This window comes from Nocardia sp. NPDC004722, from assembly GCF_053601505.1.
Window position 1 is genome coordinate 1 of the sequence record NZ_JBSGBY010000022.1, and the last position, 26,226, is coordinate 26,226.

Here is a 26,226-nt window from a genome sequence, read left to right on the forward strand (position 1 = left end):
CCCGGACGTGGTGGTGGTGCTGCCCTGGAATCTGGAGCGCGAGATCACCGCGCAACTGAAGTATCTGCTCGACCAGGGGACGGAGCTCGTCTATCCCCTCCCCCATCTCCACCATGCGACGTTCGACGATGCCGCCGCACCCGATCATGCGGAAAGGCAAGCGAAGTGAAGGTAGTACTGTTCTGCGGCGGTTACGGCATGCGGATGCGCAACGGCACCGACGACGCCATCCCCAAGCCCATGCAGATGGTGGGCCCGCGCCCGCTGATCTGGCACGTCATGCGCTACTACGCGCACTACGGGCACAAGGACTTCGTGCTGTGCCTGGGCTACGGCGCGACCCACATCAAGAACTTCTTCCTGACGTATCAGGAGTCGGTGTCCAACGACTTCGTCATCCACGACGGCAAGGTCGAACTGCTGCAATCGGATATCAGCGACTGGACCATCACCTTCGTCGACACCGGCGTGGAATCGCCCATCGGTGAACGGCTGCGCCGGGTGCGCAGCCACCTCGAGGGCGAGCCCTACTTCCTGGCCAACTACGCCGACGTGCTCACCGACGCCCCGCTCGACGAGATGATCGGCAAGTTCCAGGCTTCCGGGGCCGCGGCGTCGATGATGATCGTGCCGCCCGCGTCGACGTTCCACTGCGTGAATGTGAACTCGGCCGGGGAGGTCAAGACCATCACCCCGGTGACAGAACTGCCGCTGTGGATGAACGGCGGCTATTTCGTGCTCACCCCGGAGATCTTCGACCACATTCCGCCCGGCGGCGATCTGGTGGCCGACGGGTGCGGTGCGCTGGCCGAGCAGGGCCGCCTGTTCGGGTATCAGCATCACGGCTTCTGGAAGCCCGCCGACACCTTCAAGGAGCGCGCCGAACTCGATTCCGGCTACCAGCAGGGCGATCGGCCGTGGATGGTGTGGGAACGCCCGGCCCCGGTCGCCGCCGAGCCCGGGGTCGTGCGCGGCGCATGATCCGACTCGACACCGCGGCGGTCACCGAAATCGCCCTGCTGGCCGCCCATTGCGATGATCTCGCCATCGGACTGGGCGGCACCCTGCTCACGCTCGCGGAGAATTCGCCGGGACTGCGGGTCCGGGCGCTCGTGCTCTCGGGCGCGGGCACCGAGCGGGCGGAAGAGGAGCGGGCCGCGCTCGAATCCTTCTGTCCAGGAGCCGATCTGGACCTGCGCATCCTGGACGTGCCGGACGGGTACCTGCCCGCGCACTGGGAACGGGTCAAGCAGGCGATGGCCGCGCTGCGCCACGACGGCGACGCGCAACTCGTGTTCTGCCCGCAACGCGGGGACGCCCACCAGGATCATCGGCTGCTGGCGGAGCTGGCCCCCACCGTGTTTCGCGACCACCTGATCCTCGGCTACGAGATCCTCAAATGGGAGACCGACACCCCGCAGCCGACGGTGTTCCATCCGCTGCCCGCAGGCTGCGCGGAGCGCAAGGCCGGGCTGCTGATGAAACACTATCCCTCGCAACGGGATCGGGACTGGTTCGACGAGGAGTCCTTCCTCGCCCTGGCCCGGCTGCGCGGGGTGCAGTGCCGCGCCCGGCACGCCGAGGCGTTCCTGCTCGACAAGGCCACCATCACCTTCGGAGGTGCATAGTCATGCGCGTGCTCGTCACGGGGCATCAGGGGTATCTGGGCACCGTCATGGTGCCGTGGCTGCAACAGGCCGGTCACGACGTCACCGGTTTGGACAGCGGCTATTTCGCCGAATGCGTGCTCGGGGAGGCGCCGCCCGCGCCGCCGACCATCAGCGTGGATCTGCGCGAGGTGACCGCCGAACAGCTCGAAGGCTTCGACGCGGTCGTGCATCTGGCGGCGCTGTCCAACGATCCACTCGGCGCGCTGGCCCCGCAGATCACCTACGACATCAACCATCACGCCTCGGTGCGGCTGGCCGAGCTGGCCAAGCAGGCCGGGGTGCGCCGATTCCTGTACGCCTCAACGTGTTCGGTGTACGGGGCGGCCGGGGACGGCCTGGTGGCCGAGGACGCGCCGCTGCGTCCGCTCACCCCCTACGCCGAGTCCAAGGTGCGGGTCGAGGACGATATCGTCGCCCTCGCCGACTCCGGCTTCTCCCCGGTCTCGCTGCGCAATGCCACCGCGTTCGGGTTCTCGCCGCGATTGCGCGCCGATATCGTGCTCAACAATCTGGTCGGCTACGCCGTGCTCACCGGTGAGGTGAAGGTGCTCTCCGACGGCACGCCGTGGCGGCCGCTGGTGCATGCGCAGGACATCGCGGCGGCCTTCGCCACCTGCCTGGAGGCTCCGATCGAGGCGATTCACTGCCGCGCCTACAACATCGGCACCGAAGCCAACAATCTGACCGTGGCGCAGATCGCGCAGGCGGTGGTCGACGCGGTCCCGGATTCCACGTTGCTCATCACCGGCGAGAGCGGTGCGGACCCGCGCTCCTACCGGGTCGACTTCTCCTATGCCCGAAGGGAACTCGGCTTCGAGGTGCAGTGGAGCATTCCCGACGGCGCGGCCGAACTGTACAAGGAGTACATCGCGCGCGGGCTCACCGCCGACGCCTTCTTCCAGCGTTTCACGCGTCTGGCGCATCTGAAGTCGCTCAAGGAGGCCGGGGTGCTCGACGACGAGCTGCGTCGCGTCGGGAACGGGGCGTGACCTCGGTGCGTATCGAGACGACCGATCTCGCGGACGTCCTGCTGCTGACCCCGCAGCCCTTTCGCGACGAGCGCGGCCTGTTCACCCGGACCTTCGACGCCGAGGAGTTCGACGCCCATCTCGGCACGCCCGGGACGGCGGCGAGCTTCGTGCAGGATTCGCAATCGCGCTCCGGGCGCGGGGTGGTGCGCGGCATGCACGGGCGCTCCGGCCGGGGCGAGGCGAAACTGGTGCGCTGCGCACACGGCGCGGTGCACGATGTGCTCGTCGACATCCGCCCCGAGTCGCCGACCTTCGGGGAGCGGCAGGCATTCCTGTTGGACGACAACGATTTCCGGCATCTCTACGTTCCGCCCGGCTTCCTGCACGGGTTCCAGGCGCTGACCGAGGTCGCGGACGTCTGCTACCGCATCGACCGACCGCACGACCCGGCCGAGGATCTGGGGGTGGCTTACGACGATCCGGAGCTGGCCATCGCCTGGCCGCAGCCGGTGACCGTGGTGTCGGCGCGCGACGCCGGCGCCGGGTCGTGGCGGGAGCTGCTCGCCGCACTCCAGGCCACCGCCTCATGAGCGGCGAACCGCTCTACGGGTGCCGCGGCTGCGGGCTGGGGCCGCTGGTGCGGGTGCTCGATCTCGGGAAAATGCCCGCGGCGGACGACTTTCCGCCGCTGCACGGTGTTCCCGCGGGCACCGAGTCATCGCATCCGCTGGCCATGGATCTGTGCGCCATGTGCGGGCTGGCGCAGCTCGCCCAGGACGACACGGTCACCGCCGAACCGCGCGGGGTGGAGCCGCGGGCACTGCGGGATCAGGCCGCGGACGCGGTGGCGCGGGTGGCCGCGGCGGGCTGGCTGCCCGGCGAGGGCACGGTGCGCGAATTCGGCAGCCCGCACGGCGGCAGCTGGCTGCCGTTGCTGACCGAGCGCGGCTACACCGCCACCAACCGGCCCGCGGACGTGGTGATCGACTGCTTCGGCATCATGCACGAACCCCATCAGCGGGTGGCGTTCGCGCAGCGGGCGGCGGCCACCGCACCGGGCGGGGTGCTGCTGCTGCAGTTCCACTCGTTGCACGCCATCGTGCGGCACGGGCAGTGGAATGCGTTGCGGCACGGTCATTTCGCCTACTACTCGCTCGACGCGCTGCAGGCGCTGCTGCGTCCGGCGGGCATGGTGGCGGTCACCGCCTGGGAATTCGGCCTCTACGGCGGCACCGTGCTGGTGGCGGCCGTGCACGCACCGGCCGAACCCGATCCGGTGATCGCGCGCATCCGGGCCGCCGAGGCCGCGGTCGCCGATCCGGCGGTGGTGCGTGGACTGCAGGAGGCCGCCGACCGGCAGGCGCGGGCGCTGCGCAACTGGCTCGAATCCGAAACCGCTGCCGGGCATCGGGTTTACGCCTACGGCGCGGCGTCGCGGGCGGTGGCGCTGCTGCATCTGGCGGGCGCGCACCGGGGCCTGCTGGCCGCGGTGGCCGACGCCTCCCCCGGCAAGCAGGGCCGCCGCATGCCCGGCACCGACATCCCGATCGTGGCTCCGGCCGAACTCGTCGCGGCGCAACCGGATCGAGTGCTGCTGACGCTGCCGGACCTGTTACCCGAGGTGGCCACCCGCTGGCCGGAGCTGGACGGGAGGTGGATCACCGAAGTGCCTGAATCACTATGAAAGCCAGCAGAAATGACCTGGCCCGCGCATGAGCACGCCGGGCACGCGATCGATCGGCCTGTGACTGCGATCATTCGATTGCACTCACACCCAGGACAATTCAGTGGGATAGTCTCAGCGTGGGGCCGATCTTCGGCCGAGGGGGACGTATCCCACGTTCCAGCACCAACTGGGGAATCATCAAGCACGCGTATGTTCTACGCAGCAACACCTGATGAGGGAATGGGAATCATCATGCGCAACACCAAGACCGCGCTCTCGCGCACCGCGGCCGTCACTGCCGCCGGCACCGTCGGCCTCGTCCTGAGCGGCGGCACGGGCGCCGCCGCCGTCGACGCCACCAACCAGATCGTCGATCAGCAGGGGCGCACCGTCGAGGCCATCTCGGCCGACACCAGGATCGATTGGGTGCCGCCGCTGGACGGCAATCCGCTGACCCGGGAGTGGTTTCACAACGGCAAGGCGTGTTTCCACGTCGACGCCCCGGCCGGTACCCAGTGGAACGGCCACATCACCCTCGGTTACCAGGTCGGCTATCCGGCCACGCTCTCGGGCAAGATCTCCTTCCAGTACCAGACCCCGGGCCTGGAACTCGAGATCGGGCAGGACGCCAAGGCCGACGTCTTCAATCTCATTCCGACCCTGGGTATTCAGCTCGATGTCGGGTTCGGTCCCGGCATCCAGTCGGTGGATGCCGCCGGTGGCGACGTGTCCGGCACGGACGGCTGCATCACCCTGGCCGGCTTCCACGGCACCGTCACCGGTGTCCTGGGCACCACCACCATCCGCCCGTTCGTGCGGCTGGTGAGCGGCAGCGGCGATACCGTCGTGGCCTACGGCCCGCTCTCGAGCATCTGAGCGGCCGGGTCCGCGCGGACGCCGCCCCTCGGCGCCCGCCCGGACCCGCTCAGGCCGGTTCCCCGAGAACCGTCGGGACGCTACGTGCCGCCGAGCAGGCGGATCACCACGATCGCCGCGGGCATCCGCAACAGCGCGGTACTGCCCACATAGCCCGGCCACAGCACCGCGCTACCGGGTCTGGGTACCACACGCCGAAAGCCGGTGGACGCCTGCGCTTCGGGCGGGCCGGAAGTCCTCGTCGCCATGGGCCCGCCGCTGTTCAGTGCGGTAAGGCGGAGCGGCGCAGGGCCGTGGCCAGGGTTCGGGAGCGGACGTGGTCGGCGGCGAGGCGGACCAGGCGGAGGTCGCCGCCGAGGACCGCGCCACGGCCTACGTATTGCGGGTATTCCGCGCCCAGGCGGTGATGCAGGCGCAGCATTTCGGCGAGAGTGGCGGCGTCACCGGCCGGGGTGGGGGTGGAATCCGGTTGAGCGGCCAGGGTTTCGGGCATGCCTTGGAAGGCGCCGAGTAAGCACAGGCGGGCGATGAGGTCGGGGTGCATGGGGTAGCCCGGGTCGCCGCGGAAGCCGCCGACGCGGTCGAAGTCCTGGCGGCGGAAGACGGTGGCCGCGGTGGGTCCGAGGTCGGCGGGGCCGCGCTGGACGAGGGCGCGCAGGACCGCGCGGGCGTCACGGCGGCCCAGCAGGCCGGGCAGGCCCCGATCGGTCTCGCGCACCCCTCCGTCCGCATCGAGAAGCTGGTATCTGGCCGAGCACAGGGCGGTGCTGTTGTCGCCCAGCACTTCCAGCTGTTTGCCCAGCGCGCCGGGCAACAGCAGATCACCGGCGCACACCAGCTTCACGAAGCGGCCGGTGGACAGCGAGACGGCCTTGTTCCAGTGCTCGCCGACGGGCAGGGCCTCCTCATTGCGATGCACACGCACACGCGGGTCGTCGAAGGAGTGCGCGACCGCGGCGGTGTCGCCGGTGCTCGCGTTGTCGAGCAGCACCACCTCGGCGTCGACGTCCTGCTCGAGAATCGAGCCCACGGTGGCGGCCAGGGCGGGACCGGTATTGCCGGCCGGGACGCACACGGAGATGTTCTTCATTCATGCCCCCTGAACTGGTTCGGCGATCTTGGGCAGGCGCTCACCTCCCGCCACGAGCCCGTACACCCGATCCAGACCCGCGCGGCCGACATCGATCTGCTCAACTGCCTTCTGCTGGAGCGTATCCCGCAATTCCGGTGCGGATTCCCACAACTGCCGAATCGCACGTGTCAATTCGGTGTCGAGGTTGTCCGCGTCCAGGTGCACGATCCGCAGACCGGCCGCGTCGGCATTCGCGCCGAACATGTCAGCCAATCCATAGAATTTGTCGTCGTAGTACTCCGACGCCGTTACAGCGACCGCCGGAATACCTTGGGAGAGCGCGAAGACCGCGAGGTGATAGGCGCTGGTCACCAGCACCCGGCAGCGCGAGACCTGACGCACCACCTCCTGGGCGGTGCCCGCGCGGCCGATGGCGGGCCGGGTGCGGGCCGCGCCGGTCACCAGCGGCAGCGTGTGGCGGCGGTCCTCGTCGTCGTGTTCGGACACGATCAGCGGGGCCAGCGCACTGTCGAGGGCGGCGGCTTCGCGGCGCAGCACCGTTCCGAGGGTGTCGCGGGCCGAGTCGCTCACCTTGGTGCTGTCCGAGATGCGCAGGGACACACCGAGATCGGTGCCGATGCCGGGACGCCGCAGCCGGTAGGCGAATTCGACCGCGTCGTCGCCGGTCAGCATGACCCGTTCGTCGGGCACGCCGAGTTCGGCCAGCAATCGCGGCCCGCGCAGACGCTCGCGCACGGCGATGAGGTCGGCGCCCGGCAGCACCTCCGCGGCACGGCGACGCAGCGCGGGATCACCCATGGGTCCCAGACCCTGACCGATCAGCACATTCGGAATGCCTTGGCGCTGAGCGGCTTCCAGCAGCGCGAGAGTCCGGTGCGCCTGGTGGCGGCTGCCGTCGTTGAGGTACCCGCCGCCCAGGGCGATGACCAGATCCGCCTCGGCGACCGCGCCCGGCACCGGCGGCAGGGCGGCGATTGCGGGCTCCGCCGTGACGAACCGGCGCACCTCCTTGCGCACCCGGTCGGTGACGCCGCGCAGCTGACGCAGCGGCACATCGGTCGCGGCACGCCACTGTGTGGCGGCGGGACCGAGCAGGTGAATGCCCGCCTGTTCGTCGAGCAGGCCCGCGAATCCGCTTCTGCCCCAATGGCCGCCGGTGTGCGCGACCACGGGTTCGGCATGCGGCACCACGCCGCGCAGCAGGTGTGGCGCGTCGGTGAGCATGCCGATCCGCGCCTGCGGCCAGCGCGCCCGCAGGCGTTCGACCGTCATCACCATCATCGCGATGTCTCCGCGATTGCGGAGTCCGTACTCGCCGTTGTCGACGAGCACCCGCACTGTCCCGGCACCGTCCCCCGCGCCAGAGTTCCCCACGCCCGATTCCTTCCGATGGCGGCCCGAGCAATTCCGAGCGAATCTATCGCACGACCAGTCCGGCGCGCTATACGAGCGATCACCGTCTGCACACGCGAAAACGGTTCGTCCGCACGCTCATCCGGCGACGGCGGTCAGCCGGTCAGCCCGGGGATGGAGATCTTGCTGCACAGCCAGCGGCCGTCCACGTAATCCATGGTCATCGGGATGGTCTGGGTCCGCTGGTTGGCGTCCTTGCCGTTCACGGTGTCCACCAGGTCGAAAACACCACTGAATTCGTAATGGGTGCCGCTGCCGCCGGTGACGGTGCACTTGCCGCTGGGCGAGCGGGTGGGCGTGCCCGATTCCACCAGCAGCCGCAGCGCCGGTAGGTAGGTCTGCGCCTGGCTCTTCCAGGATCCGGTCGCCCCGTCCTCGACCTTGGTCTGCCAGCCGTCGCCGTTGCTGTAGTCATAGGTGTTCAACAGCTCCCCGTAGGCGCAGGCGGCCTTGGTGGCGGCGTCCTGGGAGGCACCCTCGGGGGCGGGTGCCTGGGTGCCGCCGGGCCCGGTGCCGCCGGACGTGACTGCGCCTGGCTGTGCCCCGGCGCCGAAGCGGAGATGGATTGCGCCGGTGCCGAATCCGATGCCGAGCCCACCGGCGACGGCGAGCAGGGCGACGAAGGCCGCGATCAGCAGCGTACGCCGACGCCGGGGCCGGACGGTGACGGGCGCGGAGCTGGGCGACGCGAACTGGGCCGGCGGGGCATCCACCGGATGCGGGCCGCTCCCGGACGACGCAGGCAGGTCCGGCTGCGAGAAGTACTGCCACAGTGGGCCGTTCTGCCCCGGTCGGTCGGTGAACGTGCCCGCTGGTGTATCGGATCGCTGGGACACCGGCTGCCCCGGTCGCGAATTGATCTGCGTCGGCAGCAGACCGGACGGACCGGTCGGCGGGTTCGTCTGGATGGGGACGCTGGGCCGGGTGATCGCACCGGTGAACCGGCTCGGATCCAACCCCGCGTGCGGCGCGAGATTCAGCGGCCCGGTGATCGGCCGGGCGGGCCCGTCACCACGGTTCCACGGCCCGGCGGTCCCGGTTCCGGCGCTCAGCGCCTGCGCGGCCGCCGCCGCCAGTTCACCGCAGCTGCCGAAACGCTCGTCGCGATTCTTGGCGAGGGCGCGCCCGATGACCTCGTCGAAAGCCGCGGGCACGCCCGGATTCACCCGGCTCGGCCGCGGAATGTCCCCGCCGAGGTGGGCGGCCACCAATTGCGCCGTGGTCTCCCCCGGATACGGCAGCCGCGCGGTGAGCATGTGAAACAGCGTGCAGCCCAACGCGTACACGTCGGCGCGGTGATCGATATCGGTGCGCAGTTCGAACTGTTCGGGCGCGGCGTACTGGAAGCTGGCGTACATCTCGCCGGTGCGGGTCAGCGCGCTGGTGTGGTCCACCGCCTTGGCGATCCCGAAGTCCGCCAGGTACACATGCTGATCCGGCCCCCACTCCAGCAGGATGTTCGCCGGTTTCACATCGCGGTGCAGGACGCCCGCGCGGTGCGCGTGATCGAGAGCCCGCGCGGTCTCGCCGAGGATGCGCACCGCGTGATCCGCCCGGATCGGGCCGTCGCGCAGCACCGCGGACACGTCGGTGCCCTCGACGTACTGCATGGCCATCCACAGCCGGTGCTCGTCGGTGCCGCGGGCGTACACCGCGACGATGTTCGGATGCGACAGCCGCGCGGCGGTATCGGCCTCACGCAGGAACCGGGCGCGCACCTCCGGATCGTCGGCCTTGCCCGCCGCCAGCAGTTTCAGCGCGACCGGCCGCGGCAGGTCCCGATCCTGGGCGAGATACACCTCGCCCATTCCGCCCACGCCCAGCAGCCGCTCCACGGTGTACCCCGCGAATACCTGCCCCTGCGCGAGTGTCCGCCCCACAGCCCTGCCTACTCTCCGACCACGTCCCGATGCCGCTCACCGTAACGCAGATCCCCGGAGACGGTGTCTGCGTTAACCGGCGCCCTCGACCGCGAACCGCAGATCGGTGATCTGTCCCGGATCATCGCAGCGAATCTTGCGCAGCCGCACCCGCATATCCCCGTCGAAGAGCCGCACACCGCCTCCGAGCAGGATCGGCACCACGTGCACCACGATCTCGTCGATCAGTCCCTTCGCCAGGCACTGCCCCGCCAGATTCGCCCCGAACACCCCGACCTCCCGCTCCCCCGCCGCCTCGCCCGCGATCTGCACCGCCTCCGCGACACCGCACGACAGGAAGGTCACCGCCGGATCCTCTGGCACGTCCTCGATCCGATGCGTCAGCACGAACACCGGCCCGGACCACATGCCCCCGTACAACTTCCGGTCCCCGCCGCCGGGCCGGTTTCCGAGGTCGTATCCGCGCCGCCCCGACAGCACCGCCCCCGTTCGCTCCATCGTCTCCACCCCGAGCGGCCCCGCGGCCCCGTGCCCGAACATCCACTCCACCGAGTCGTCCTCGGGCGCGATGAACCCATCCAAAGACATGGTGATATGCCACAGAACTTTCGTCATACCGAATAGACGAACCGGGAGAGCGGAATTCATCGCCCGCGCGGCATCCGCAAGCGAATCGCGGACAATGTGTCGCGTAATGGACGCTGACCGACTATGCATGGAATCCGAAGGGATTCGAGGACAGTGGAACAGGGTGACGCAGTGGGTGGTGGCGGGGCGGGCGGCAATGTGCCGGGGGCGTTGGTGACCGGCGGGGCGGGGGATGTCGGGCGGGCGGTGGCGCGCCGTCTGGTCGGGGCGGGGCAGTCGGTTTGGGTGGCCGACATCGATATCGACGCCGCGCGGGAATGCGCGCAGGAGCTCGGGGCCTTTGCCGCGGAGCATGGAGTGCGCACTGCCGCACTGGAACTGGATCTCACGCGGGAGGACAGCATCGAGGCGGCCGTGCGGGCCGTCGGCGGTCAGGTGTCGTCCATCGTGCACTGTGCGGGGGTCGCGGTGGTGGAACCGTTCCTCGACAGCGGAACCCTGGCCTGGGATCTCATGTTCCAGGTGAACCTGCGCGGCCCGATGCGACTGACCCAACTCCTGCTGCCCGGCATGCTGGAGACCGAGTCCGCGCGCATCGTTTTCGTCGCCTCCGACGGCGCGCGCGCCGGGGCGTCCGGCGAAACCGTCTACGCCGCCTCAAAATCCGGACTGTTCGGTTTCGCAAAGTCCCTGGCCCGCGAAGTCGCCCGCCACCACATCACCGTCAACGTGGTCTGCCCCGGCCCCCTCGAGGGCCGAATGGTCGCCCACGCCATGGCCGATCACCGCGCCACCCTCGCCGCCCTCGAAAAAGCCATCCCCCTCAAACGCCTCGGCCGACCCGACGAAGTAGCCTCCCTCATCGCCTGGCTCGCAAGCCCGGAAGCCAGCTACGTCACCGGCCAGCTGATCAGCGTCAGCGGCGGCATCACCATGCAATAGGAGTTGCAGACATGCCCACCGTGCCCCTCGTCGACGCCCACATGCACCTGTGGGACACCGGCTCCCACGCCTGGTATCCGGGCCTGGCCCGATTCGTCGACGCCGGAAAGCCTGAGATCGCACGTAATTTCCTGCTGCCGGACTTCGAGCGGGGGCTCGGTGGGGTCGAGGTGAGTGGGATGGTGCACGTGTCGGCGACCACCGCGCCGTACGCGTATCTGGAGGAAACACCGTGGGTGGATGGGATTGCCGAGAGCGATTCGCGGGCGTTCGCGATCGTCGGGGCGGTGGACGCGCGGCTGCCGCGGGCGGAGATGGTCGAGCATCTCGACCGGCAGGCACGAACCGAACGGTTCCGGGGGGTGCGGGTTTTCGAAGGGTTGGCGCCGAATACGGCTGCGGCCGAGACGCTCGCGAGCTGGTTGCAGGAACACGACGCGGTGTTCGACCTGGTGGCCAAGCCTGAGGAGATCCTGGACTGGATCGATTTCCTGGCGGGGTATCCGCAACTGCGGGTGGTGCTCGAGCATCTCGGATTCCCGCAGGGGCATTCGGAGGCGAAGAAGACGGCCTGGCACAACGCGGTCTCGTTGGCGGCCAAGGAAACCCAGTGGCTGTGCAAGCTGTCCGGGTTCGGGTTGATCTGCCCGAATCTGGCGTGGCCGACGCTGGAGTACTGGCTGGAATCCAGTGTGTCGCTGTGGGGGTGGCGGCGGTTGATGTTCGCCTCGAACATGCCGGTGGATTCGATGGCGGGGACCTACACCGAGCTGGTGGCCGCGATCGATCACATCGTCGGCACCGACGCCACCGATCAGGAGGCGGAGTTCTTCTACCGCACCAACGCGATCGACACCTACCGATTGGGATAGCCGCGGCGGCGATCGCCGATCCGGCGCTCACAGCCCCACCAGCTCGAGCAGATGCTCGGTCTCCGGGCCCTTGACCAGCTTGGCCGCCTCGGTCGGATCGGTGGGTCCCGCACCGTAGGAAGGACACTCGTTGGCGAGCAGGCACGCCCCGCAGGCGGGCTTGCGGGCGTGGCACACCCGGCGGCCGTGGAAGATCACGCGATGCGACAGCATGGTCCAGTCCCGGCGCTCGATGAGTTCGCCGATGGCGTGCTCGACCTTGACCGGGTCTTCCTCGTCGGTCCACTTCCAGCGCCGCACCAGCCGCCCGAAATGGGTGTCGACGGTGATGCCGGGGACATCGAAGGCATTGCCGAGCACGACATTCGCCGTCTTGCGCCCGATGCCGGGCAGCGTGACCAGGTCGTCGAGGTTGCCCGGAAGTTCGCCGTCGAAGCGCTCCACCAGCTCGCGGCCCAGCCCGATCAGCGAATTGGCCTTGTTGCGGTAGAAGCCGGTGGGCCGGATGTACTCCTCGAGCTCGGCCCGATTGGCCCCGGCGTAATCGGCCGCGCTGCGGTACTTCGCGAAGAGCGCGGGCGTGGTCAGGTTGACCCGCACGTCGGTGCACTGCGCGGAAAGAATTGTGGCGACCGCCAATTCGAGGGGCGTAGTGAAATCAAGCTCACAGTGCGCATCTGGGAACTCGGCGGTCATATCCCGATACATGCGCCTTGCCCTGCGTACCAGGCCGATCCGAGTCTCCTTGGCGCGCTTGTTCGCTTTACTCGGCCGCGAGAACCGTGGCGCATCCGAGACATCAGCCGAAGCCGCGTCAGCACCGGCGGAAACGCCCGAATTATCCGGGTCTGCCCCGGTCACGGCCGCGTTGGATTCAGAGACACGCACGCGTCCACCTTACGGAACCACCCCTGCGCCACAACCGGGCTGAGTACCCGCCGTGTTCCATCTGAGACCTTCGGCGTGTTTACTGCTGCCTATGCAAGGACTCGCTGTGGTGCTGTTTCCGATAGCGCTGATGCTGTTCGCGTTGGTGATGGAACGGGTCGAGAATCGGCTTCGCAAGCTTCTCGAACCCGACCCCGAAGTCCAGCAGTACCTCGATCGAGCCACGAACGCCGAGGTCAGCGATCTGACCAAGCTGGGTCTCCCGGCCGCGGCGGCGCGTCCGCGGCGCGCCCGGCCCGCGGCCAAGGGATTGGATGTGGCGCAGGCCAGCTGAGCTGGCCGGCGCAATGCTCCAGTGGTCCGGCGGCGACGAGCTCCGGACCACTTTTTACGATCTTCATGACACCGGTCTCACGGCGTGTCGTAGATTCGTAGGGAAGCGTGTCGCGAAACCGTCATTGTGTGGCGCGTACTGGGGCTCCGCGTGTCTGAGAATGAGCTCGGCGCGTGGTGTCTATCACTACCCGGCGGTATTGCAAAGTAGACTGCACTGTCGGCCGAGTCGTTTCGGTCCAGGACAGAGCCATTTCCCATAAGGAGCACATTCGTGGACGAGGCCCTCGCCAGAGCAGGCATCTTCCAAGGCGTCGAGCCCACCGCGGTGGCGGCTCTCGCCAAACAGCTGCAGCCCGTTGACTTCCCGCGCGGCCACGTGATCTTCAACGAGGGCGAACCCGGAGATCGGTTGTACATCATCACCTCCGGCAAGGTGAAGATCGGACGCCGTTCGCCCGATGGTCGCGAGAACCTGCTGACGATCATGGGGCCGTCGGACATGTTCGGCGAGCTGTCGATCTTCGACCCGGGTCCGCGGACCTCGACGGCCACCACCGTCACCGAGGTCAGAGCGGTCACCATGGACCGGGACGCCCTCAAGGCGTGGATCGACCAGCGGCCGGAGATCGCCGAGCAGTTGCTGCGGGTCCTCGCCCGCCGCCTGCGCCGCACCAACAACAACCTGGCCGACCTCATCTTCACCGATGTCCCCGGTCGTGTCGCCAAGGCGCTGCTGCAGCTGGCTCAGCGCTTCGGCACCCAGGAAGCGGGCGCGCTGCGCGTGACCCACGACCTGACCCAGGAAGAGATCGCCCAGCTGGTCGGCGCCTCCCGCGAAACCGTGAACAAGGCCCTGGCCGACTTCGCGCACCGCGGCTGGCTGCGGCTGGAAGGCAAGAGCGTCTTGATCTCCGACTCGGAGCGGTTGGCCCGCCGGGCGCGGTAAAAAGAGCCATAACGAAAGGACCGGGCATCACCCCGCAGGTGATGCCCGGTCCTTTCGTGGTTGCTAACCCCGTGCGCGCAGGTACTCGAGCTGCGCTTTCACCGAGCTCTGGGCCGCGGGCCAGAGCCTTTTATCGACGTCGGCGTAGACCTCCGCCACGATCCGCAGCGATCCGGCCTTGGGCCCGAGCTTCTCCAGCGCGGCCCGCACCTGGTTCAACCGCTCCTCGCGATGCGAGATGTAGTACCGGATGACCGGTTCCGCGTCCGGGTGGTCGGGTCCGTGGGCCGGGAGCAGATGCCGCCCCGGCGCGACCGCCACCAGCCGATCCAGCGAGTCCAGGTAGGCCGCCAGCGCGCCGCTCCAGGACTCCAGCACGGTCGTACCACTACCGAGCACGGTATCGCCGGTCAGCAGCGCCCGTTCGCCGTCCGGTCCGTCGATCAGGAAACTCAGCGAATCCTCGGTATGCCCGGGAGTAGCCAGCACCGTGATGCGCAGCCCTGCGGCCTCGATGACCTCGCCGTCGGTCAGCACCGTGCCCGAGCCGCGCAGGAATTCGGAGTCCTTGGCCCGCACCGGCGTTCCGGTGGCCTTGACCAGGTGGTCGATGCCGCCGGTGTGGTCGTGGTGCTTGTGGGTGATCAGCGTCAGCGCGATCTCACCGCCGGTCTCACGGACCAGCGCCTCGGTGTGCTTGCGATCCTTCGGCCCCGGATCCACCAGCACGTATTCGGTCGCGCCGGGTGCGCGCAACAGCCAGGTGTTGGTGCCCTGCAACGTCATTCCGTTGGGATTGTCGGCCAGCACGACGGCGGCGGACGGAGTCACTTGCCGCAGTTGCTCATACGCGGGATGCGTGAGGGTCATCTTCTCGTCCTAATACACACAACGCGATGAGTCCAGGGTTGGACCCACCGCGTTTCGATTGTGCGCCAAGCGCTTTCAGCGCACTTCGGCGATGAGTTCCACCTCGACGGGGGTGTTCTTGGGCAGTTCCGAGGTGCCGACCGCGGAGCGCGCGTGCACGCCCGCCTCGCCGAGCACCTCGCCGAGCAGCTCCGACGCGCCATTGATGACCAGCGGCTGATCGTTGAAGCCGGGCGCGGAAGCCACGAAACCGACGACCTTCACGATGCGCACCACATTGTCGAGTCCGACCAGATCGTGCACCACCGCAAGGGCATTGAGCGCGGCCAGCTTGGCCATCTCGGCGCCCTGCTCGATGGTGAGTTCGGCGCCGACCTTGCCGGTCAGCGGCAGCTGCCCGTTCACGAACGGCAGCTGACCGGAGGTGTAAACGTAGTTACCGCTGCGCACGCCCGGCACGTAGACGGCGACCGGCGGCGGAGCCGGGGGCAGTTCGAGTCCGAGCTTCTTCAGATTCTCCTGCCACGTCATCAGCTCTTCCTCCTCTTGAGGTAGGCGACATGCTGTTCGCCGGTGGGACCGGGCAGCACCGAGACGAGTTCCCAGCCGTCGGAACCCCACTGGTCCAGAATGGCCTTGGTGGCATGGGTCAACAGGGGCACAGTCGCGTACTCCCACGCGGTCCGTTCACTCATGGGGTGAGAGTAGCCCCGGCCGCAAGAGACAGTGGTGTATCAGACAGTTCGCCGAGCCTATGGGCGAGAATCCGGAACGGGTTATAGGCTCGCGAGCGTGGGAGTACCGATAGCAGTGCCCGTTTCGGTTGAGCCGGGGGTCGAAGCAGGGTGGCCGGAGCGTGCGGACAAGGCCCGCTTGCACTATGTGTCCGGCAAGGGTGGGACCGGTAAGTCGACGGTCGCCGCGGCATTGGCACTGGCACTCGCGGCGGGTGGGCGCCGAGTTCTGCTGGTCGAGGTCGAGGGCAGACAGTCCATCGCGCAGCTGTTCGACCTGCCGCCGTTGCCGCCCACCGAGACTCGCATCGCCGCGGCGGACGGCGGCGGCGAAGTGCTGGCGCTGGCCTTGGACGTCGAGCACGCTTTCCTCGAGTACCTCGACATGTTCTACAACCTCGGCTTCGCCGGTCGCGCCATGAAGCGGGTGGGGGCCATCGAGTTCGTCACCACCATCGCGCCGGGCCTGCGCGACGTCATCCTCACCGGCAAGATCAAGGAATGCGCGGTGCGGGTCGACAAGAAGACCGGTAAGCCCGTCTACGACGAGATCGTCATCGACGCGCCCCCGACCGGCCGCATCGCCAGCTTCCTGGACGTCACCCAGGCCATGGCCGAGATCGCGGGCGGCGGGCCGATCGCCTCGCAGGCCGAGGGTGTGTCCAAGCTCCTGCACTCGCCGCAGACCATGATTCACCTGGTCACGCTGCTGGAGGCGCTGCCGGTGCAGGAAACCGCCGATGCCATCGCCGAACTCACCGCCAATGACCTGAACATCGGCACCGTGATCGTGAACCGGGCCAGCGAGGGCTACCTGCCGCGCGCGGTCCGGGAACGCGCCGCGACGGGCGACCTCGACGCCGACGCCTTGAAGGCCGGGCTCGCCGAGGCCGGAATCACCCTGTCCGAGGCCGACTTCCAGGGCCTGGTCGCCGAGGCCGTGGAGCATTCCGCGCGGCTGGCCGCCCAGGACGAGAGCGCCGCGGAACTCTCCGCGGTCGACATCTCGCGGCTGTACCTGCCGTCGCTGACCGACGGCATGGATCTGGGCGGGCTCTACGAGCTGGCCGAAGTCTTGAGCGCCCAGGGGGTTCGCTAGTCATGGTCGTTCCGGCAGGCACTGTGCCCCTGGATGTTTCGAAGATCATCGCCGATCCGGCGGCCCGCATCGTGGTGTGCTGCGGTTCCGGTGGCGTCGGCAAGACCACCACGGCCGCGGCCATCGCGCTGCGCGCGGCCGAGGCCGGTCGCAAGGTCGTGGTGCTCACCATCGACCCCGCCCGCCGTTTGGCCCAGTCGCTGGGCGTGAGCGATCTCGGAAACGTCCCGCAGCAGGTCGAACTCGGGCCGGATGCCAAGGGCGAGTTGTTCGCCATGATGCTGAACATGCGCCGCACCTTCGACGAGATGGTGCTCGAGCACACCACTCCCGAGAAGGCGGAGCAGATCTTCGCCAACCCGATCTATCAGACCGTCGCGTCCTCCTTCGGTGGCACCCAGGAGTACATGGCGATGGAGAAGCTCGGGCAGCTCGCGTCCAAGCGGGAGTGGGACCTGATCGTGGTCGACACCCCGCCCTCGCGCAATGCCCTGGACTTCCTGGACGCGCCGAAGCGGCTCGGAACCTTCCTCAACGGCAAGATGATCCGGGTCATCATGGCCCCGGGCCGCGGGGTCGGGAAGTTGGTCGCGGGCGCGATGAGCCTGGCCCTGCGCGGGGTCTCGACCATCGTCGGCGGGCAGTTGCTCAAAGACGCCAGTGTCTTCTTGCAGTCATTGGAATCCATGTTCGGCGGCTTCCAGGATCGCGCCGACCGCACCTACGCCATGCTGTCGCGGCCGGGCACCCACTTCGTGGTGGTGGCCGCGGCCGAGCCGGATGCGTTGCGCGAGGCCAGTTTCTTCGTGGATCGGCTCTCCAACGACAAGATGCCGCTGGCCGGTCTGGTGCTCAACCGGACGCATCCGGTGCTGAGCGCGCTGTCGGCCGAACAGGCGCAGGTGGCCGCGGAGCGTCTAGCCCCCGAGACACCGAGTAATGGCACGAATCCGGACGACGCACCCGAGACTCCCGAGTCGCTCGCGGCCGCGGTGCTGCGTATTCACGCGCAGCGTGCGGCGACCGCCAAGCGCGAACAGCATCTGCTGCACCGGTTCACGGGCGCGCATCCGAGCGTCCCGATCGTCGCGGTCACGGCACTGCCGTTCGAGGTCGCGGACCTGGAGGCCCTGCGGGCCGTCGGCGACCAGCTCGTCGAAGCCGGGGTTGCCGAATCCGCCTGAGGCGGCTGCCAAGTCCGCCTGACACGCCCGGGGTCTTTCGACCCAAGTGCGACTTTTGCCCGATCTGACCCCGGACACGGATCGAGCCCGCTTCCGCGGGCTCGATCCGTTCTGCCTATAGGGGGGATCTGAGTAAGGGATACTGGCTACATCGCAATCTTCTGTGATCGCTGCACGCGGAAGAAGTCCGCCCAGCTAGTCACCTCCGGATGCTGTTTCAGCAGCGCACGACGCTGCCGCTCGGTCATGCCGCCCCACACACCGAACTCGACACGGTTGTCCAGGGCGTCCGCCCCGCACTCCATCAGGACCGGGCAGTGCCGGCAGATGGTGGCCGCTTTGCGCTGCGCTGCGCCACGCACGAACAGCTGGTCGGGATCCACTTCCTTGCATCGGGCCTGGGAAACCCAGGCGATTCTCGCTTCGGCCTGCTCCACGTCCAATCGAGCGATCGGGGTAGTCATGTGCATTTGGTGTGCCCCTTTGCAGTCCGAACACCGGGTCAACGGCGCTCCAGAATCGCGAGTGCAGCGCGCAGTTACCCAACCCCACTGCGTTCTGCACCACATTCCACTTTGAGTGTTAGCTCTATCACACTGGGTTCTCAATCTAGGTAAAGGTGTATGGCCAGCGCAAGACCGTCCCGAGATTTTCTGGTACGTCCGTCCACGCATTCGTTGCATGGAACCGGGCAGTCCGTAGCTTTCCGGACGAAAGGACACCCGGACGGGCGAACACCGAGTGTCCGAAAGGCCAATTAGGCTAGGGCTCGTGCCGATCACACGAACGCTCTGGAGACTGGCCGGCAGCTGCGTCCTGGCCGCCGTGCTGCTCGCCGGACTGCTGTTCCCTCTGGCCGGTGGCTTCGGGTTCATCTCCAACCGAGCCGCCGACGCCGTCGACAATGTCTCCGCCGAACTCGTCGAGGGAACCGTGCCAGCGGTCTCGACCATGGTGGACGCGAACGGGACGCCGTTCGCGTGGCTCTACGAGCAGCGCCGCTTCGAGGTCACCAGCGACAAGATCTCCAACGACATGAAGCTGTCGCTGGTCTCGGTCGAGGACAAGCGCTTCGCCGACCATCACGGTGTGGACTGGCAGGGCACGTTCCGCGCGTTCCTGACCAACACCTCCGGTGGCCAGGTCTCGCAGGGTGGTTCGACCATCGACCAGCAGTACGTGAAGAACTATCTGCTGCTGGTGGTCGCCAAGACCGACGCCGAGCGCCGCGCCGCCACCGAGACCACCCCCGCCCGCAAGATCCGTGAGATCCGCATGGCGCTGACGCTTGACAAGCGGCTCACCAAGGACGAGATCCTCACCCGGTATCTGAACCTGGTGCCCTTCGGCAACAGCTCCTACGGCATCCAGGACGCCGCGCAGACCTACTTCGGCGTGGACGCCAAGGACCTCAACGTCCCACAGTCGGCGATGCTGGCGGGCATGGTGCAGTCCAGCTCCAAGCTGAACCCGTACACCAACCCGAGCGGCGTGCTGGAGCGGCGGAACACGGTGCTCGACACCCTGATCCAGAACGTCCCCAACCGCGCCGACGAGTACCGCAAGGCCAAGGACGCGCCGCTGGGCGTGCTGCCCGAGGCCAAGAGCCTGCCGCGCGGCTGCATCGCCGCCAACGACCGCGGCTTCTTCTGCGATTACGCGCTGCAGTATCTGAACAACGCGGGCATCAGCCGCGATCAGATCGAGAAGGGCGGCTACCTGATTCGCACCACCCTGGACCCGGCGGTCCAGGACCAGGTCCGCGACTCGCTGGCCGCCAACACCAACCCGAATCTGGACGATATCGCCGAGGTCATGAATATCGTGGCCCCCGGCCAGGATTCGCATCCGCTGCTGGCCATGGGGTCGAGCCGCGTCTACGGCCTGGACGCGAACGCGCATCAAACCGTGCAGCCGCAGCCGTATTCGATGGTCGGTGACGGCGCGGGCTCGATCTTCAAGATCTTCACCACGGCCGCGGCCATGGAGAAGGGCCTGGGCATCAACGCCACCCTGGACGTCCCGGCGAACTTCCAGGCCAAGGGCATGGGTAACTCGGGCACGCCCGGTTGCCCGCCGGAGACCTACTGCGTGAAGAACGCGGGCAACTACGCGGGCTCGATGTCGGTGACGCAGGCGCTGGCGACCTCGCCGAACACGGCCTTCGTCAAGCTGATCCAGGCCGTGGGCGTGTCCCCGACCGTGGATATGGCGGTGCGCCTGGGCATGCGCTCCTACACCCAGCCCGGCACCTCCGGGCACGGCAACCAGAGCCTCGCCGACATGGTCAAGGACCAGAACCTGGGCTCGTTCACGCTGGGTCCGGTCGCGATCAACCCGCTCGAACTGTCGAATGTGGCCGCCACCCTGGCCTCCAGCGGCAAGTGGTGCCCGCCCACCCCGATCAAGGAAGTGGTGGATCGCAACGGCAAGTCGGTGCCGCTGACGCAGCAGGCGTGTGAGCAGGTGGTCGACCCGGGTCTGGCCAACACTCTCGCCAACGCCCTGAGCCAGGACGTGGTGAGCGGTACCGGTGCGGCGTCGGCGCATTCGGTCGGCTGGAACATCCCGACCTCCGCCAAGACCGGCACCACCGAGACCCACCGGTCCTCGGCCTTCCTGGCGTTCACCAACTCCTTCGCCGGGGCCTCCTACATCTACGGCGACAGCCCGACGCCCGGCGAGATCTGCTCCTACCCGCTGCGCAGCTGCGGCAGCGGGAACCTGTACGGCGGTAATGAACCGGCGCGGACCTATCTGGGCGCGATGAAGAACGTGCTGGACCGGTTCCCGCCCGCGGGGCTGCCGCCGACCGACGACAAGTACGTTCGCGGATCGAACAATTCGCAGATTCCGGACGTGATCGGCATGCAGCAGGCGGAGGCCACCTCGACGCTGGTCGCGGCGGGCTTCCAGGTGTCGGTGACGACCCAGCCGGGTGCGGCCAAGGGGACGGTCATGAACGTCTCGCCCAACGGGTCGGCGATCCCGGGCTCGGTGATCACGCTGTACGTCAGTGACGGCAGTCAGATACCGGCGCCCGCGCCGAACGCGCCGCCGGTGTCGGTGCCGGGATTGCCCGGCATCACCATTCCGGCGTTGCCGCCGATCCCGATCCCCATCCCGATCCCGCGGTAAGGCAAACGAAAGGCCCGGAGTGACACAGTCACTCCGGGCCTTTCGTATTAATAAGCCTCAGAGCCGGGCGCGCACCGCCGCCGACAACCGCGACCCGTCGGCCCGTCCGGCCGCCAGCGCGGTGGCGGCCATCATGACCTGCCCCATCTGCTTCATGCCCGGCCGCTCCCCGATCTCCTCGGCGACGTCGGCGATGGCGGTGTCGGCGATATCGCCCACCTCGGCGTCGGTGAGCTGGGTCGGCAGGTACTCGTCGATGATCTGCTCTTCGGCGCGTTCGTTGGCGGCCAGCTCGCCGCGCCCGGCCTGCTCGTAGATGACGGCGGACTCGTTGCGCTTCTTCGCTTCCTTCTGCAGGACGGCGATGATCTCGTTGTCGGAGAGCTCGCGTGCCTCGCGTCCGGCGACCTCGGCGGTCTGAATAGCGGACAGCAGCATGCGCAGGGTGCCCAGGCGCAGCGCGTCCTTGCTCTTCATCGCGGTGGTCATATCCGAGCGCAGCTTGGTTTTGAGTTCCGACATGAGCGACACGGTACGAGGGACTTCTATCGTGGTCCAGCTCATTTGACTCGATGTTTCTCCGCCGGGTCGCCTATTCTGGGCAAATGCCCGTCTTCTCGACCTCCAACCTCAGCCGTGCCGCACTCGGAGCCGCCGGGGTCGCGGTCGCCGGAATCGGATACGCGACGCTCATCGAGCGCAATGCCTTCACGCTGCGGGAAGCGACGTTACCGGTCTTGGAACCGGGCAAACCCTCACTACGCGTGCTGCACATCAGCGACCTGCACATGATGCCCGGTCAGCAGTTGAAGCAGGCATGGCTGCGCGAGCTGGACCGGCTGGAGCCGGATCTGGTGGTGAACACCGGGGACAACCTCTCGCACATGAAGTCGGTACCCGCCGTGGTGCAGTCGCTGGGCGGATTGCTCGCGCGCCCCGGCATTTTCGTCTTCGGCTCGAACGACTACTTCGCGCCCGTGCCGAAGAACCCCCTCAAGTACTTCAAGAAGGACCACAAGCGGGTCTACGGCGATCCGCTGCCCTGGCAGGACATGCGGGCCGCGTTCACCGAGCGGGGCTGGCTGGATCTGACGCACGTGCGCCGTGATCTCGAGGTGGCCGGGGTGAAGATCTCCACCGCGGGCGTGGACGATCCGCATCTGCGGCGAGATCGCTACGAGACCATCGCCGGTGCGCCGAACCCGCTGGCGGACTTGAGCATCGGGCTCACCCATTCGCCGGAGCCGCGGGTGCTGGACCGGTTCGCGGCCGACGGCTACGACCTGGTGATGGCGGGCCACACCCACGGCGGGCAGCTGTGCGTGCCGGGCTTCGGCGCGCTGGTCACCAATTGCGGGATCGACCGGGCCCGGGTGAAGGGCGCCTCGCGCTGGGGCGCGCACACCCGGCTGCACGTGTCGGCGGGCCTGGGCACCTCGCCGTGGGCTCCCTACCGCTTCTGCTGCCGTCCGGAGGCGACCCTGCTGACCCTGGTCGGCGCGCCGCCCAAGAAGCCCGCCAACGAGTCGGGGCGCGGCCGCACCGCGTCGTCGGAGGCTGTCGCGCGGTGAGCGCCCGCCGCGATACATAACGCGGTATGTAGTCGTCAGTCAGGGGGCAACCGTGACCAATGAAAACGACCGCGGCAACGAGCCCGGGCGGCAGGATCCCAATCCCGATTGGTGGCAGGGCCCGACGAACCAGCAGCCGGCCTGGCAGCAGCAGCCGGTGTATCCGCCCGCGCCACAACCGACCTGGAGCCAGCCGAGCTATCAGCCGACGCAGGCGTTCGGCGCGCCGCCACCCGGCTACTATCCCCCGCCGGTACCGCCGCCCGGCGGCGGCAAGGGGAAGGTCTGGCTGTTCGCGGGCCTGGGCGCGCTGGTGGTGGCGATCGTCGCGGCGGTGGTGGTCGTCGCGCTGGTGAACCGGAATTCCAATGAGCCGTCGGCGAAGTCGAACACCACGCCGTCGCTGATCAGCGCGCTCACCTCGACCACGGCCAAGCCCACGGGGTCCAATCGGCCCACGACCACCAAGACCACCGGCCCGAAGCCGACCTCCACGCCCGCCGCCGTGATTCCCGGCTATCAGGTGGTGACGATCCCGGACAACGGTGCGGCATACGACATTCCGCCGACCTGGAAGGTGGATCGCAGCGGGCAGAGCTCCTTCGGTTCCGGCGCGGACGCCATCCCGGTGGCGGGGCTGGCGCAGGACGGCGCGGACTACTGCCCGAACAATGTGCGCACCAACGTCTTTCTGACCCAGTCCGGGGAGTCGGATCCGGCCAAGGCGGCCGCCGATATCGGCACCCGGCTGGGTCGCATCGGCTGGTCGGGCGCGAGCGGCGCCACCTCCGGTGCGCCGGAGTCGTTCCAGTCCTCGGACGGGCAGTTGCAGGGCATCTACCTCGAAACCAAGGGCACCACCCAGGCGGCCGCGGGCTGCGCCTCGACCTTCTCCGTCTACACCTTCGCCTTCCCGGGCGACAACGGCGCGTTCGTGTTCACCATCGCCGCCGACACCGGGGTGGACCAGGCGGTGGACGCGACCACGGCCAAGAAGATCCTCGCCAGTATCCGCCCGATTCAGTAAGGGCGACAGCACAACTCGTCAGACAGGGGGTCGGACGATGAACAACGGTAACGACGATCGTGAGATCGATCCGGAACAGACGACATCCAGCGGGGACTGGTGGCGGGGCCCGGTGACCGGGCGGCCGAGCCCGGCCAATCCACCACCGGCACCGGCACCGTATCCACGGCCGAATCCGTATGCCTCCGGCCCGAATCCGTACGCGACGGGCCCGAGGCCCTACCAGTCGGGCCCGAATCCCGTTCCGCCGGTGCAGAACTCCTACGTGTCGGGGCCGAACATGTTCCCGCCCATGCCTCCCGGCGGCAGTCCTCCGCCCCCGGCGAGTCGCGGCCGGATCTGGTTGTTGGCGGCCGTGGGCGCGCTCGTGGTGGTCGTCGTGACGGTGGTCGCGATCATGGTGGTGACGCATGATTCGAGCACGACGGCGGCACCGGCGAGCTCCACCACCACCAAACCGACCACCACGTCACCCCACCCGGCCACCACCACGGCCCCGCAATCCACACTGAAACCCCAGATTCCCGGCTACCAGGTCGACGTGCCCAAGGATCTACAGGCCGCGTGGGACATTCCCAAGGACTGGGCCATCGATCAGAGCATCACCATCTTCGGAACCAGCAGCGACAGCATCCCCGCCGTGGGTTACGCACAGGACGGTGTGGACTACTGCACCGACAACACCCGCACGACGATGTTCCTGAGCAATTCGAATATCGACGACGCGACGGCGGCTGCCACCGATGTGGGCGCGCACTCCGCACGGATCGGCTATGCGACCAAGACCTCGCTCACCGCGGGTGCGCCACAACAACTCAGCACCACCGACGGCAATCTGCACGGCACCTTCCTGGAGACCAGCGGCGCGTTCACCTCGCCCGCCGGCTGCGCCACCACCTTCTCGGTCTACACCTTCGCCCTCAGCGTCGGCACCGCCGGCAAGGGATCGCTGGTGCTGACGATCGTCGCCGACACGGGCATCGATCACTCCGTCACCGCCGATTCCGCCCGTAGACTGTTCGCCTCTTTTCGCCTCCTTTAGGCCATCTGACCAGCCGATTTAACACCTGGACAACCGGTGCGCTAAGCTACTGCAGGTTCGCTTCACGGGGTGTGGCGCAGCTTGGTAGCGCGCTTCGTTCGGGACGAAGAGGTCGCAGGTTCAAATCCTGTCACCCCGACGTGTTGGTTGAGACACAGCAGTAGGCCCTGACCGGTTTCCGGTCAGGGCCTTACTCGTATCCGAGGACTTTCAGGTCTTGGCCATGCGGCGGCGGTAGCCGCGGGCGGTCAGCGGGGAGCCGAGGCCGTGCAGGATGACGCTGCCCAGCACCGTGATCACCATTGCCGTGAGGGCGAGTTCGGCGTTGTCGCCGCGGAGTTTGTTGAAGGCGAGCAGGCCGAAGACGATCGAGGTGGTGCCGCGCGGGCCGAGCCAGCCGATGAGGAAGCTCTCGATCAGCGTGAGCCGATAACCGATCAGCGACAGCATGACCGGGGCGATGCGCACCACCGTCAGCACGGCCCCGCAGAACAGCCACAGCCGCCAGTTCGCGCCGGTCCACAGGGTGTAGACGGCGGTGGCGCCGAAGGCGAACCACATGACGACGGTGAGCAGGAAGCCGATGTCGTCGATGAGTTCGAGTTCACGGTGGTGTTCCTCGGTCTTGCGGAAGCGGTGGATGACGAAGCCGCAGATGAAGGCGGCGACGAAGCCGTTGCCGTCGATGGCCACCGACAGCGCGTAGGAGCCGAGCGGGGCGGCGACCATGATGAGCCGCTTGGATTGCAGGCTCATCAGGCGGGCGGCGTCGGCGCGATTGGTCAGGAAGGCCAGTGCCGCACCGAATCCCGCGCCGGCCAGCAGGGCCTTCAGGGCGGCCGGTCCGACGGTGCCGAGGGCGCTCAGCGGTGTGTGGTCCTGGCTCAGGTCGCCCGCGAGGATGAGCGCGAACAGGATGATCGGCGAGACGATGCCGTCGTTGTAGCCGCTCTCGACATTCAGGACGTTGCGCACGCGCACCGGAATTCGCTTGTCGCGCAGGATCGCCGCCGCGGGCGCGAAGTCGATGGGCACCACCACGCAGGCGATGACGAGCAGCAGCGCCCATCCAGATCCGGGCAGCAACCACAGGCCCAGCCCGACGGCCGCGGCCAGGCTCAGCGGCAGCGCGATGAGCAGCAGGCGCAGGGCCGCACCGGGATTGCGGCCGAACAACCCGCCGCGCACCTCGGTGGCGTCCACGAACAGCAGCACTGCCAGCACGAATTCCGCTGCGTGCAAGGCTGCTTCGGTGTCGAGCGTCTCGCCGATGGAGTCGCGCACGAGCAGGCCGACGATGACGCCCGCCGCGACCGTCACCATGGGTGCCGAGATGCGCCACTGATCGAACTTGGTGGCGAACAGTGCCCACACGGTCAGCGAGATGGCTACCGCCAGCATGGTGGCAATCATGCAGCCA

Annotated in this window: 29 protein-coding genes and 1 tRNA gene; 18 read left to right on the top strand and 12 right to left on the bottom strand. The window is 68.1% G+C overall.

All coding sequences use genetic code 11. The features are described from left to right. Positions 1 to 13: 13 nt before the first annotated feature. From ACWELQ_RS04660 to ACWELQ_RS04690, 7 genes are all read left to right on the top strand, one after another. Positions 14 to 169 carry a hypothetical protein gene (locus ACWELQ_RS04660; protein ID WP_452395688.1) on the top strand — a complete coding sequence of 52 codons (156 nt, stop codon included), beginning with the start codon at positions 14 to 16 and terminating at the stop codon, positions 167 to 169. Next, positions 166 to 981 carry a sugar phosphate nucleotidyltransferase gene (locus tag ACWELQ_RS04665; protein WP_452395660.1) on the top strand — a complete coding sequence of 272 codons (816 nt, stop codon included), beginning with the start codon at positions 166 to 168 and terminating at the stop codon, positions 979 to 981. The genes ACWELQ_RS04660 and ACWELQ_RS04665 overlap by 4 nt, the downstream gene beginning before the upstream one ends. Further along, complete coding sequence (locus ACWELQ_RS04670; RefSeq protein ID WP_452395661.1) at positions 978 to 1,628, top strand: PIG-L deacetylase family protein; 651 nt, start codon at positions 978 to 980, stop codon at positions 1,626 to 1,628. The genes ACWELQ_RS04665 and ACWELQ_RS04670 overlap by 4 nt, the downstream gene beginning before the upstream one ends. 2 nt (positions 1,629 to 1,630) lie before the next feature. Further along, positions 1,631 to 2,659: an NAD-dependent epimerase/dehydratase family protein gene (locus tag ACWELQ_RS04675; RefSeq protein WP_452395662.1), complete on the top strand. Its 1,029-nt coding sequence runs from the start codon at positions 1,631 to 1,633 to the stop codon at positions 2,657 to 2,659. Between the two features lie 5 nt (positions 2,660 to 2,664). Then, positions 2,665 to 3,231: a dTDP-4-dehydrorhamnose 3,5-epimerase gene (gene rfbC, locus ACWELQ_RS04680; RefSeq protein WP_452395689.1), complete on the top strand. Its 567-nt coding sequence runs from the start codon at positions 2,665 to 2,667 to the stop codon at positions 3,229 to 3,231. Further along, positions 3,228 to 4,325: a transferase gene (locus ACWELQ_RS04685; protein WP_452395663.1), complete on the top strand. Its 1,098-nt coding sequence runs from the start codon at positions 3,228 to 3,230 to the stop codon at positions 4,323 to 4,325. The genes rfbC and ACWELQ_RS04685 overlap by 4 nt, the downstream gene beginning before the upstream one ends. Positions 4,326 to 4,559: 234 nt before the next feature. After that, positions 4,560 to 5,183, top strand: coding sequence for an MspA family porin (locus ACWELQ_RS04690; protein ID WP_452395664.1), 624 nt, complete (start codon positions 4,560 to 4,562; stop codon positions 5,181 to 5,183). A gap of 80 nt (positions 5,184 to 5,263) precedes the next feature. Here ACWELQ_RS04690 and ACWELQ_RS04695 read toward each other — a convergent pair whose 3' ends face one another. The 5 genes from ACWELQ_RS04695 to ACWELQ_RS04715 all read right to left on the bottom strand — a co-directional run bounded on the left by ACWELQ_RS04695 (position 5,264) and on the right by ACWELQ_RS04715 (position 10,286). Then, positions 5,264 to 5,431, bottom strand: a complete 168-nt coding sequence (locus tag ACWELQ_RS04695) for a hypothetical protein (protein WP_452395665.1) — start codon at positions 5,429 to 5,431, stop codon at positions 5,264 to 5,266. A gap of 14 nt (positions 5,432 to 5,445) precedes the next feature. After that, positions 5,446 to 6,273 carry a glycosyltransferase family 2 protein gene (locus tag ACWELQ_RS04700; protein ID WP_452395666.1) on the bottom strand — a complete coding sequence of 276 codons (828 nt, stop codon included), beginning with the start codon at positions 6,271 to 6,273 and terminating at the stop codon, positions 5,446 to 5,448. Next, entirely contained in the window at positions 6,274 to 7,650 is a 1,377-nt protein-coding gene (locus ACWELQ_RS04705) for a polysaccharide pyruvyl transferase family protein (protein ID WP_452395667.1), read from the bottom strand. A 134-nt stretch (positions 7,651 to 7,784) separates the two neighbouring features. Beyond that, complete coding sequence (locus ACWELQ_RS04710; RefSeq protein ID WP_452395668.1) at positions 7,785 to 9,569, bottom strand: protein kinase domain-containing protein; 1,785 nt, start codon at positions 9,567 to 9,569, stop codon at positions 7,785 to 7,787. A 72-nt stretch (positions 9,570 to 9,641) separates the two neighbouring features. Then, complete coding sequence (locus ACWELQ_RS04715; protein ID WP_452395669.1) at positions 9,642 to 10,286, bottom strand: dihydrofolate reductase family protein; 645 nt, start codon at positions 10,284 to 10,286, stop codon at positions 9,642 to 9,644. A gap of 24 nt (positions 10,287 to 10,310) precedes the next feature. Between ACWELQ_RS04715 and ACWELQ_RS04720 the strand changes: the two genes are divergently transcribed. Together ACWELQ_RS04720 and ACWELQ_RS04725 are read left to right on the top strand one after the other, a co-directional pair. Then, positions 10,311 to 11,099 carry an SDR family NAD(P)-dependent oxidoreductase gene (locus ACWELQ_RS04720; protein WP_452395670.1) on the top strand — a complete coding sequence of 263 codons (789 nt, stop codon included), beginning with the start codon at positions 10,311 to 10,313 and terminating at the stop codon, positions 11,097 to 11,099. An 11-nt stretch (positions 11,100 to 11,110) separates the two neighbouring features. Beyond that, a complete protein-coding gene (locus tag ACWELQ_RS04725; protein WP_452395671.1) occupies positions 11,111 to 11,971 on the top strand; it encodes an amidohydrolase family protein in 861 nt (286 codons plus the stop codon). Positions 11,972 to 11,998: 27 nt separating this feature from the next. Here the strand turns inward: ACWELQ_RS04725 and nth are convergent, their stop codons facing one another. Then, positions 11,999 to 12,706 carry an endonuclease III gene (gene nth, locus ACWELQ_RS04730; RefSeq protein WP_452395690.1) on the bottom strand — a complete coding sequence of 236 codons (708 nt, stop codon included), beginning with the start codon at positions 12,704 to 12,706 and terminating at the stop codon, positions 11,999 to 12,001. A gap of 244 nt (positions 12,707 to 12,950) precedes the next feature. On the opposite strand from nth, the gene ACWELQ_RS04735 reads away from it, so the two are divergent. Both ACWELQ_RS04735 and ACWELQ_RS04740 read left to right on the top strand, forming a co-directional pair. Continuing rightward, a complete protein-coding gene (locus ACWELQ_RS04735) occupies positions 12,951 to 13,193 on the top strand; it encodes a hypothetical protein (RefSeq protein WP_153802894.1) in 243 nt (80 codons plus the stop codon). A gap of 273 nt (positions 13,194 to 13,466) precedes the next feature. Further along, entirely contained in the window at positions 13,467 to 14,141 is a 675-nt protein-coding gene (locus ACWELQ_RS04740; RefSeq protein ID WP_019044571.1) for a Crp/Fnr family transcriptional regulator, read from the top strand. A gap of 63 nt (positions 14,142 to 14,204) precedes the next feature. Here ACWELQ_RS04740 and ACWELQ_RS04745 read toward each other — a convergent pair whose 3' ends face one another. From ACWELQ_RS04745 to ACWELQ_RS04755, 3 genes are all read right to left on the bottom strand, one after another. Further along, on the bottom strand, positions 14,205 to 15,011 hold the full coding sequence (locus tag ACWELQ_RS04745) for an MBL fold metallo-hydrolase (protein ID WP_452395672.1): 807 nt from the start codon (positions 15,009 to 15,011) through the stop codon (positions 14,205 to 14,207). 75 nt (positions 15,012 to 15,086) lie between these two features. Beyond that, positions 15,087 to 15,542: a RidA family protein gene (locus tag ACWELQ_RS04750; RefSeq protein ID WP_452395673.1), complete on the bottom strand. Its 456-nt coding sequence runs from the start codon at positions 15,540 to 15,542 to the stop codon at positions 15,087 to 15,089. Beyond that, positions 15,542 to 15,706, bottom strand: a complete 165-nt coding sequence (locus ACWELQ_RS04755; protein ID WP_452395674.1) for a hypothetical protein — start codon at positions 15,704 to 15,706, stop codon at positions 15,542 to 15,544. Before ACWELQ_RS04755 ends, ACWELQ_RS04750 begins: the two co-directional genes overlap by 1 nt. A 115-nt stretch (positions 15,707 to 15,821) precedes the next feature. Here ACWELQ_RS04755 and ACWELQ_RS04760 point away from each other — a divergent pair, with 115 nt between their 5' ends. Both ACWELQ_RS04760 and ACWELQ_RS04765 read left to right on the top strand, forming a co-directional pair. After that, positions 15,822 to 16,844 carry an ArsA-related P-loop ATPase gene (locus ACWELQ_RS04760; RefSeq protein ID WP_452395675.1) on the top strand — a complete coding sequence of 341 codons (1,023 nt, stop codon included), beginning with the start codon at positions 15,822 to 15,824 and terminating at the stop codon, positions 16,842 to 16,844. Positions 16,845 to 16,846: 2 nt separating this feature from the next. Further along, positions 16,847 to 18,028 (top strand): ArsA family ATPase, encoded by a 1,182-nt coding sequence (locus tag ACWELQ_RS04765; protein WP_452395676.1) that lies wholly within the window; start codon positions 16,847 to 16,849, stop codon positions 18,026 to 18,028. Positions 18,029 to 18,174: 146 nt separating this feature from the next. Here ACWELQ_RS04765 and ACWELQ_RS04770 read toward each other — a convergent pair whose 3' ends face one another. Then, positions 18,175 to 18,498 (bottom strand): WhiB family transcriptional regulator, encoded by a 324-nt coding sequence (locus tag ACWELQ_RS04770; protein ID WP_379354787.1) that lies wholly within the window; start codon positions 18,496 to 18,498, stop codon positions 18,175 to 18,177. Between the two features lie 301 nt (positions 18,499 to 18,799). Between ACWELQ_RS04770 and ACWELQ_RS04775 the strand changes: the two genes are divergently transcribed. Continuing rightward, positions 18,800 to 21,166 (top strand): penicillin-binding protein, encoded by a 2,367-nt coding sequence (locus ACWELQ_RS04775; RefSeq protein WP_452395677.1) that lies wholly within the window; start codon positions 18,800 to 18,802, stop codon positions 21,164 to 21,166. 57 nt (positions 21,167 to 21,223) lie between these two features. Here ACWELQ_RS04775 and ACWELQ_RS04780 read toward each other — a convergent pair whose 3' ends face one another. Beyond that, positions 21,224 to 21,688 carry a GatB/YqeY domain-containing protein gene (locus tag ACWELQ_RS04780; RefSeq protein WP_452395678.1) on the bottom strand — a complete coding sequence of 155 codons (465 nt, stop codon included), beginning with the start codon at positions 21,686 to 21,688 and terminating at the stop codon, positions 21,224 to 21,226. An 83-nt stretch (positions 21,689 to 21,771) separates the two neighbouring features. Between ACWELQ_RS04780 and ACWELQ_RS04785 the strand changes: the two genes are divergently transcribed. The 4 genes from ACWELQ_RS04785 (at position 21,772) to ACWELQ_RS04800 (ending at position 24,945) form a co-directional block, all read left to right on the top strand. Continuing rightward, positions 21,772 to 22,737, top strand: coding sequence for a metallophosphoesterase (locus ACWELQ_RS04785; RefSeq protein WP_452395679.1), 966 nt, complete (start codon positions 21,772 to 21,774; stop codon positions 22,735 to 22,737). 52 nt (positions 22,738 to 22,789) lie between these two features. Beyond that, entirely contained in the window at positions 22,790 to 23,764 is a 975-nt protein-coding gene (locus ACWELQ_RS04790; protein ID WP_452395680.1) for a hypothetical protein, read from the top strand. Between the two features lie 37 nt (positions 23,765 to 23,801). Continuing rightward, positions 23,802 to 24,806 (top strand): hypothetical protein, encoded by a 1,005-nt coding sequence (locus ACWELQ_RS04795; protein WP_452395681.1) that lies wholly within the window; start codon positions 23,802 to 23,804, stop codon positions 24,804 to 24,806. Positions 24,807 to 24,871: 65 nt separating this feature from the next. Beyond that, a tRNA-Pro gene (locus ACWELQ_RS04800) sits at positions 24,872 to 24,945 on the top strand. 71 nt (positions 24,946 to 25,016) lie between these two features. Here ACWELQ_RS04800 and ACWELQ_RS04805 read toward each other — a convergent pair. Beyond that, entirely contained in the window at positions 25,017 to 26,219 is a 1,203-nt protein-coding gene (locus ACWELQ_RS04805; RefSeq protein WP_452395682.1) for a cation:proton antiporter domain-containing protein, read from the bottom strand. Positions 26,220 to 26,226: the final 7 nt, after the last annotated feature.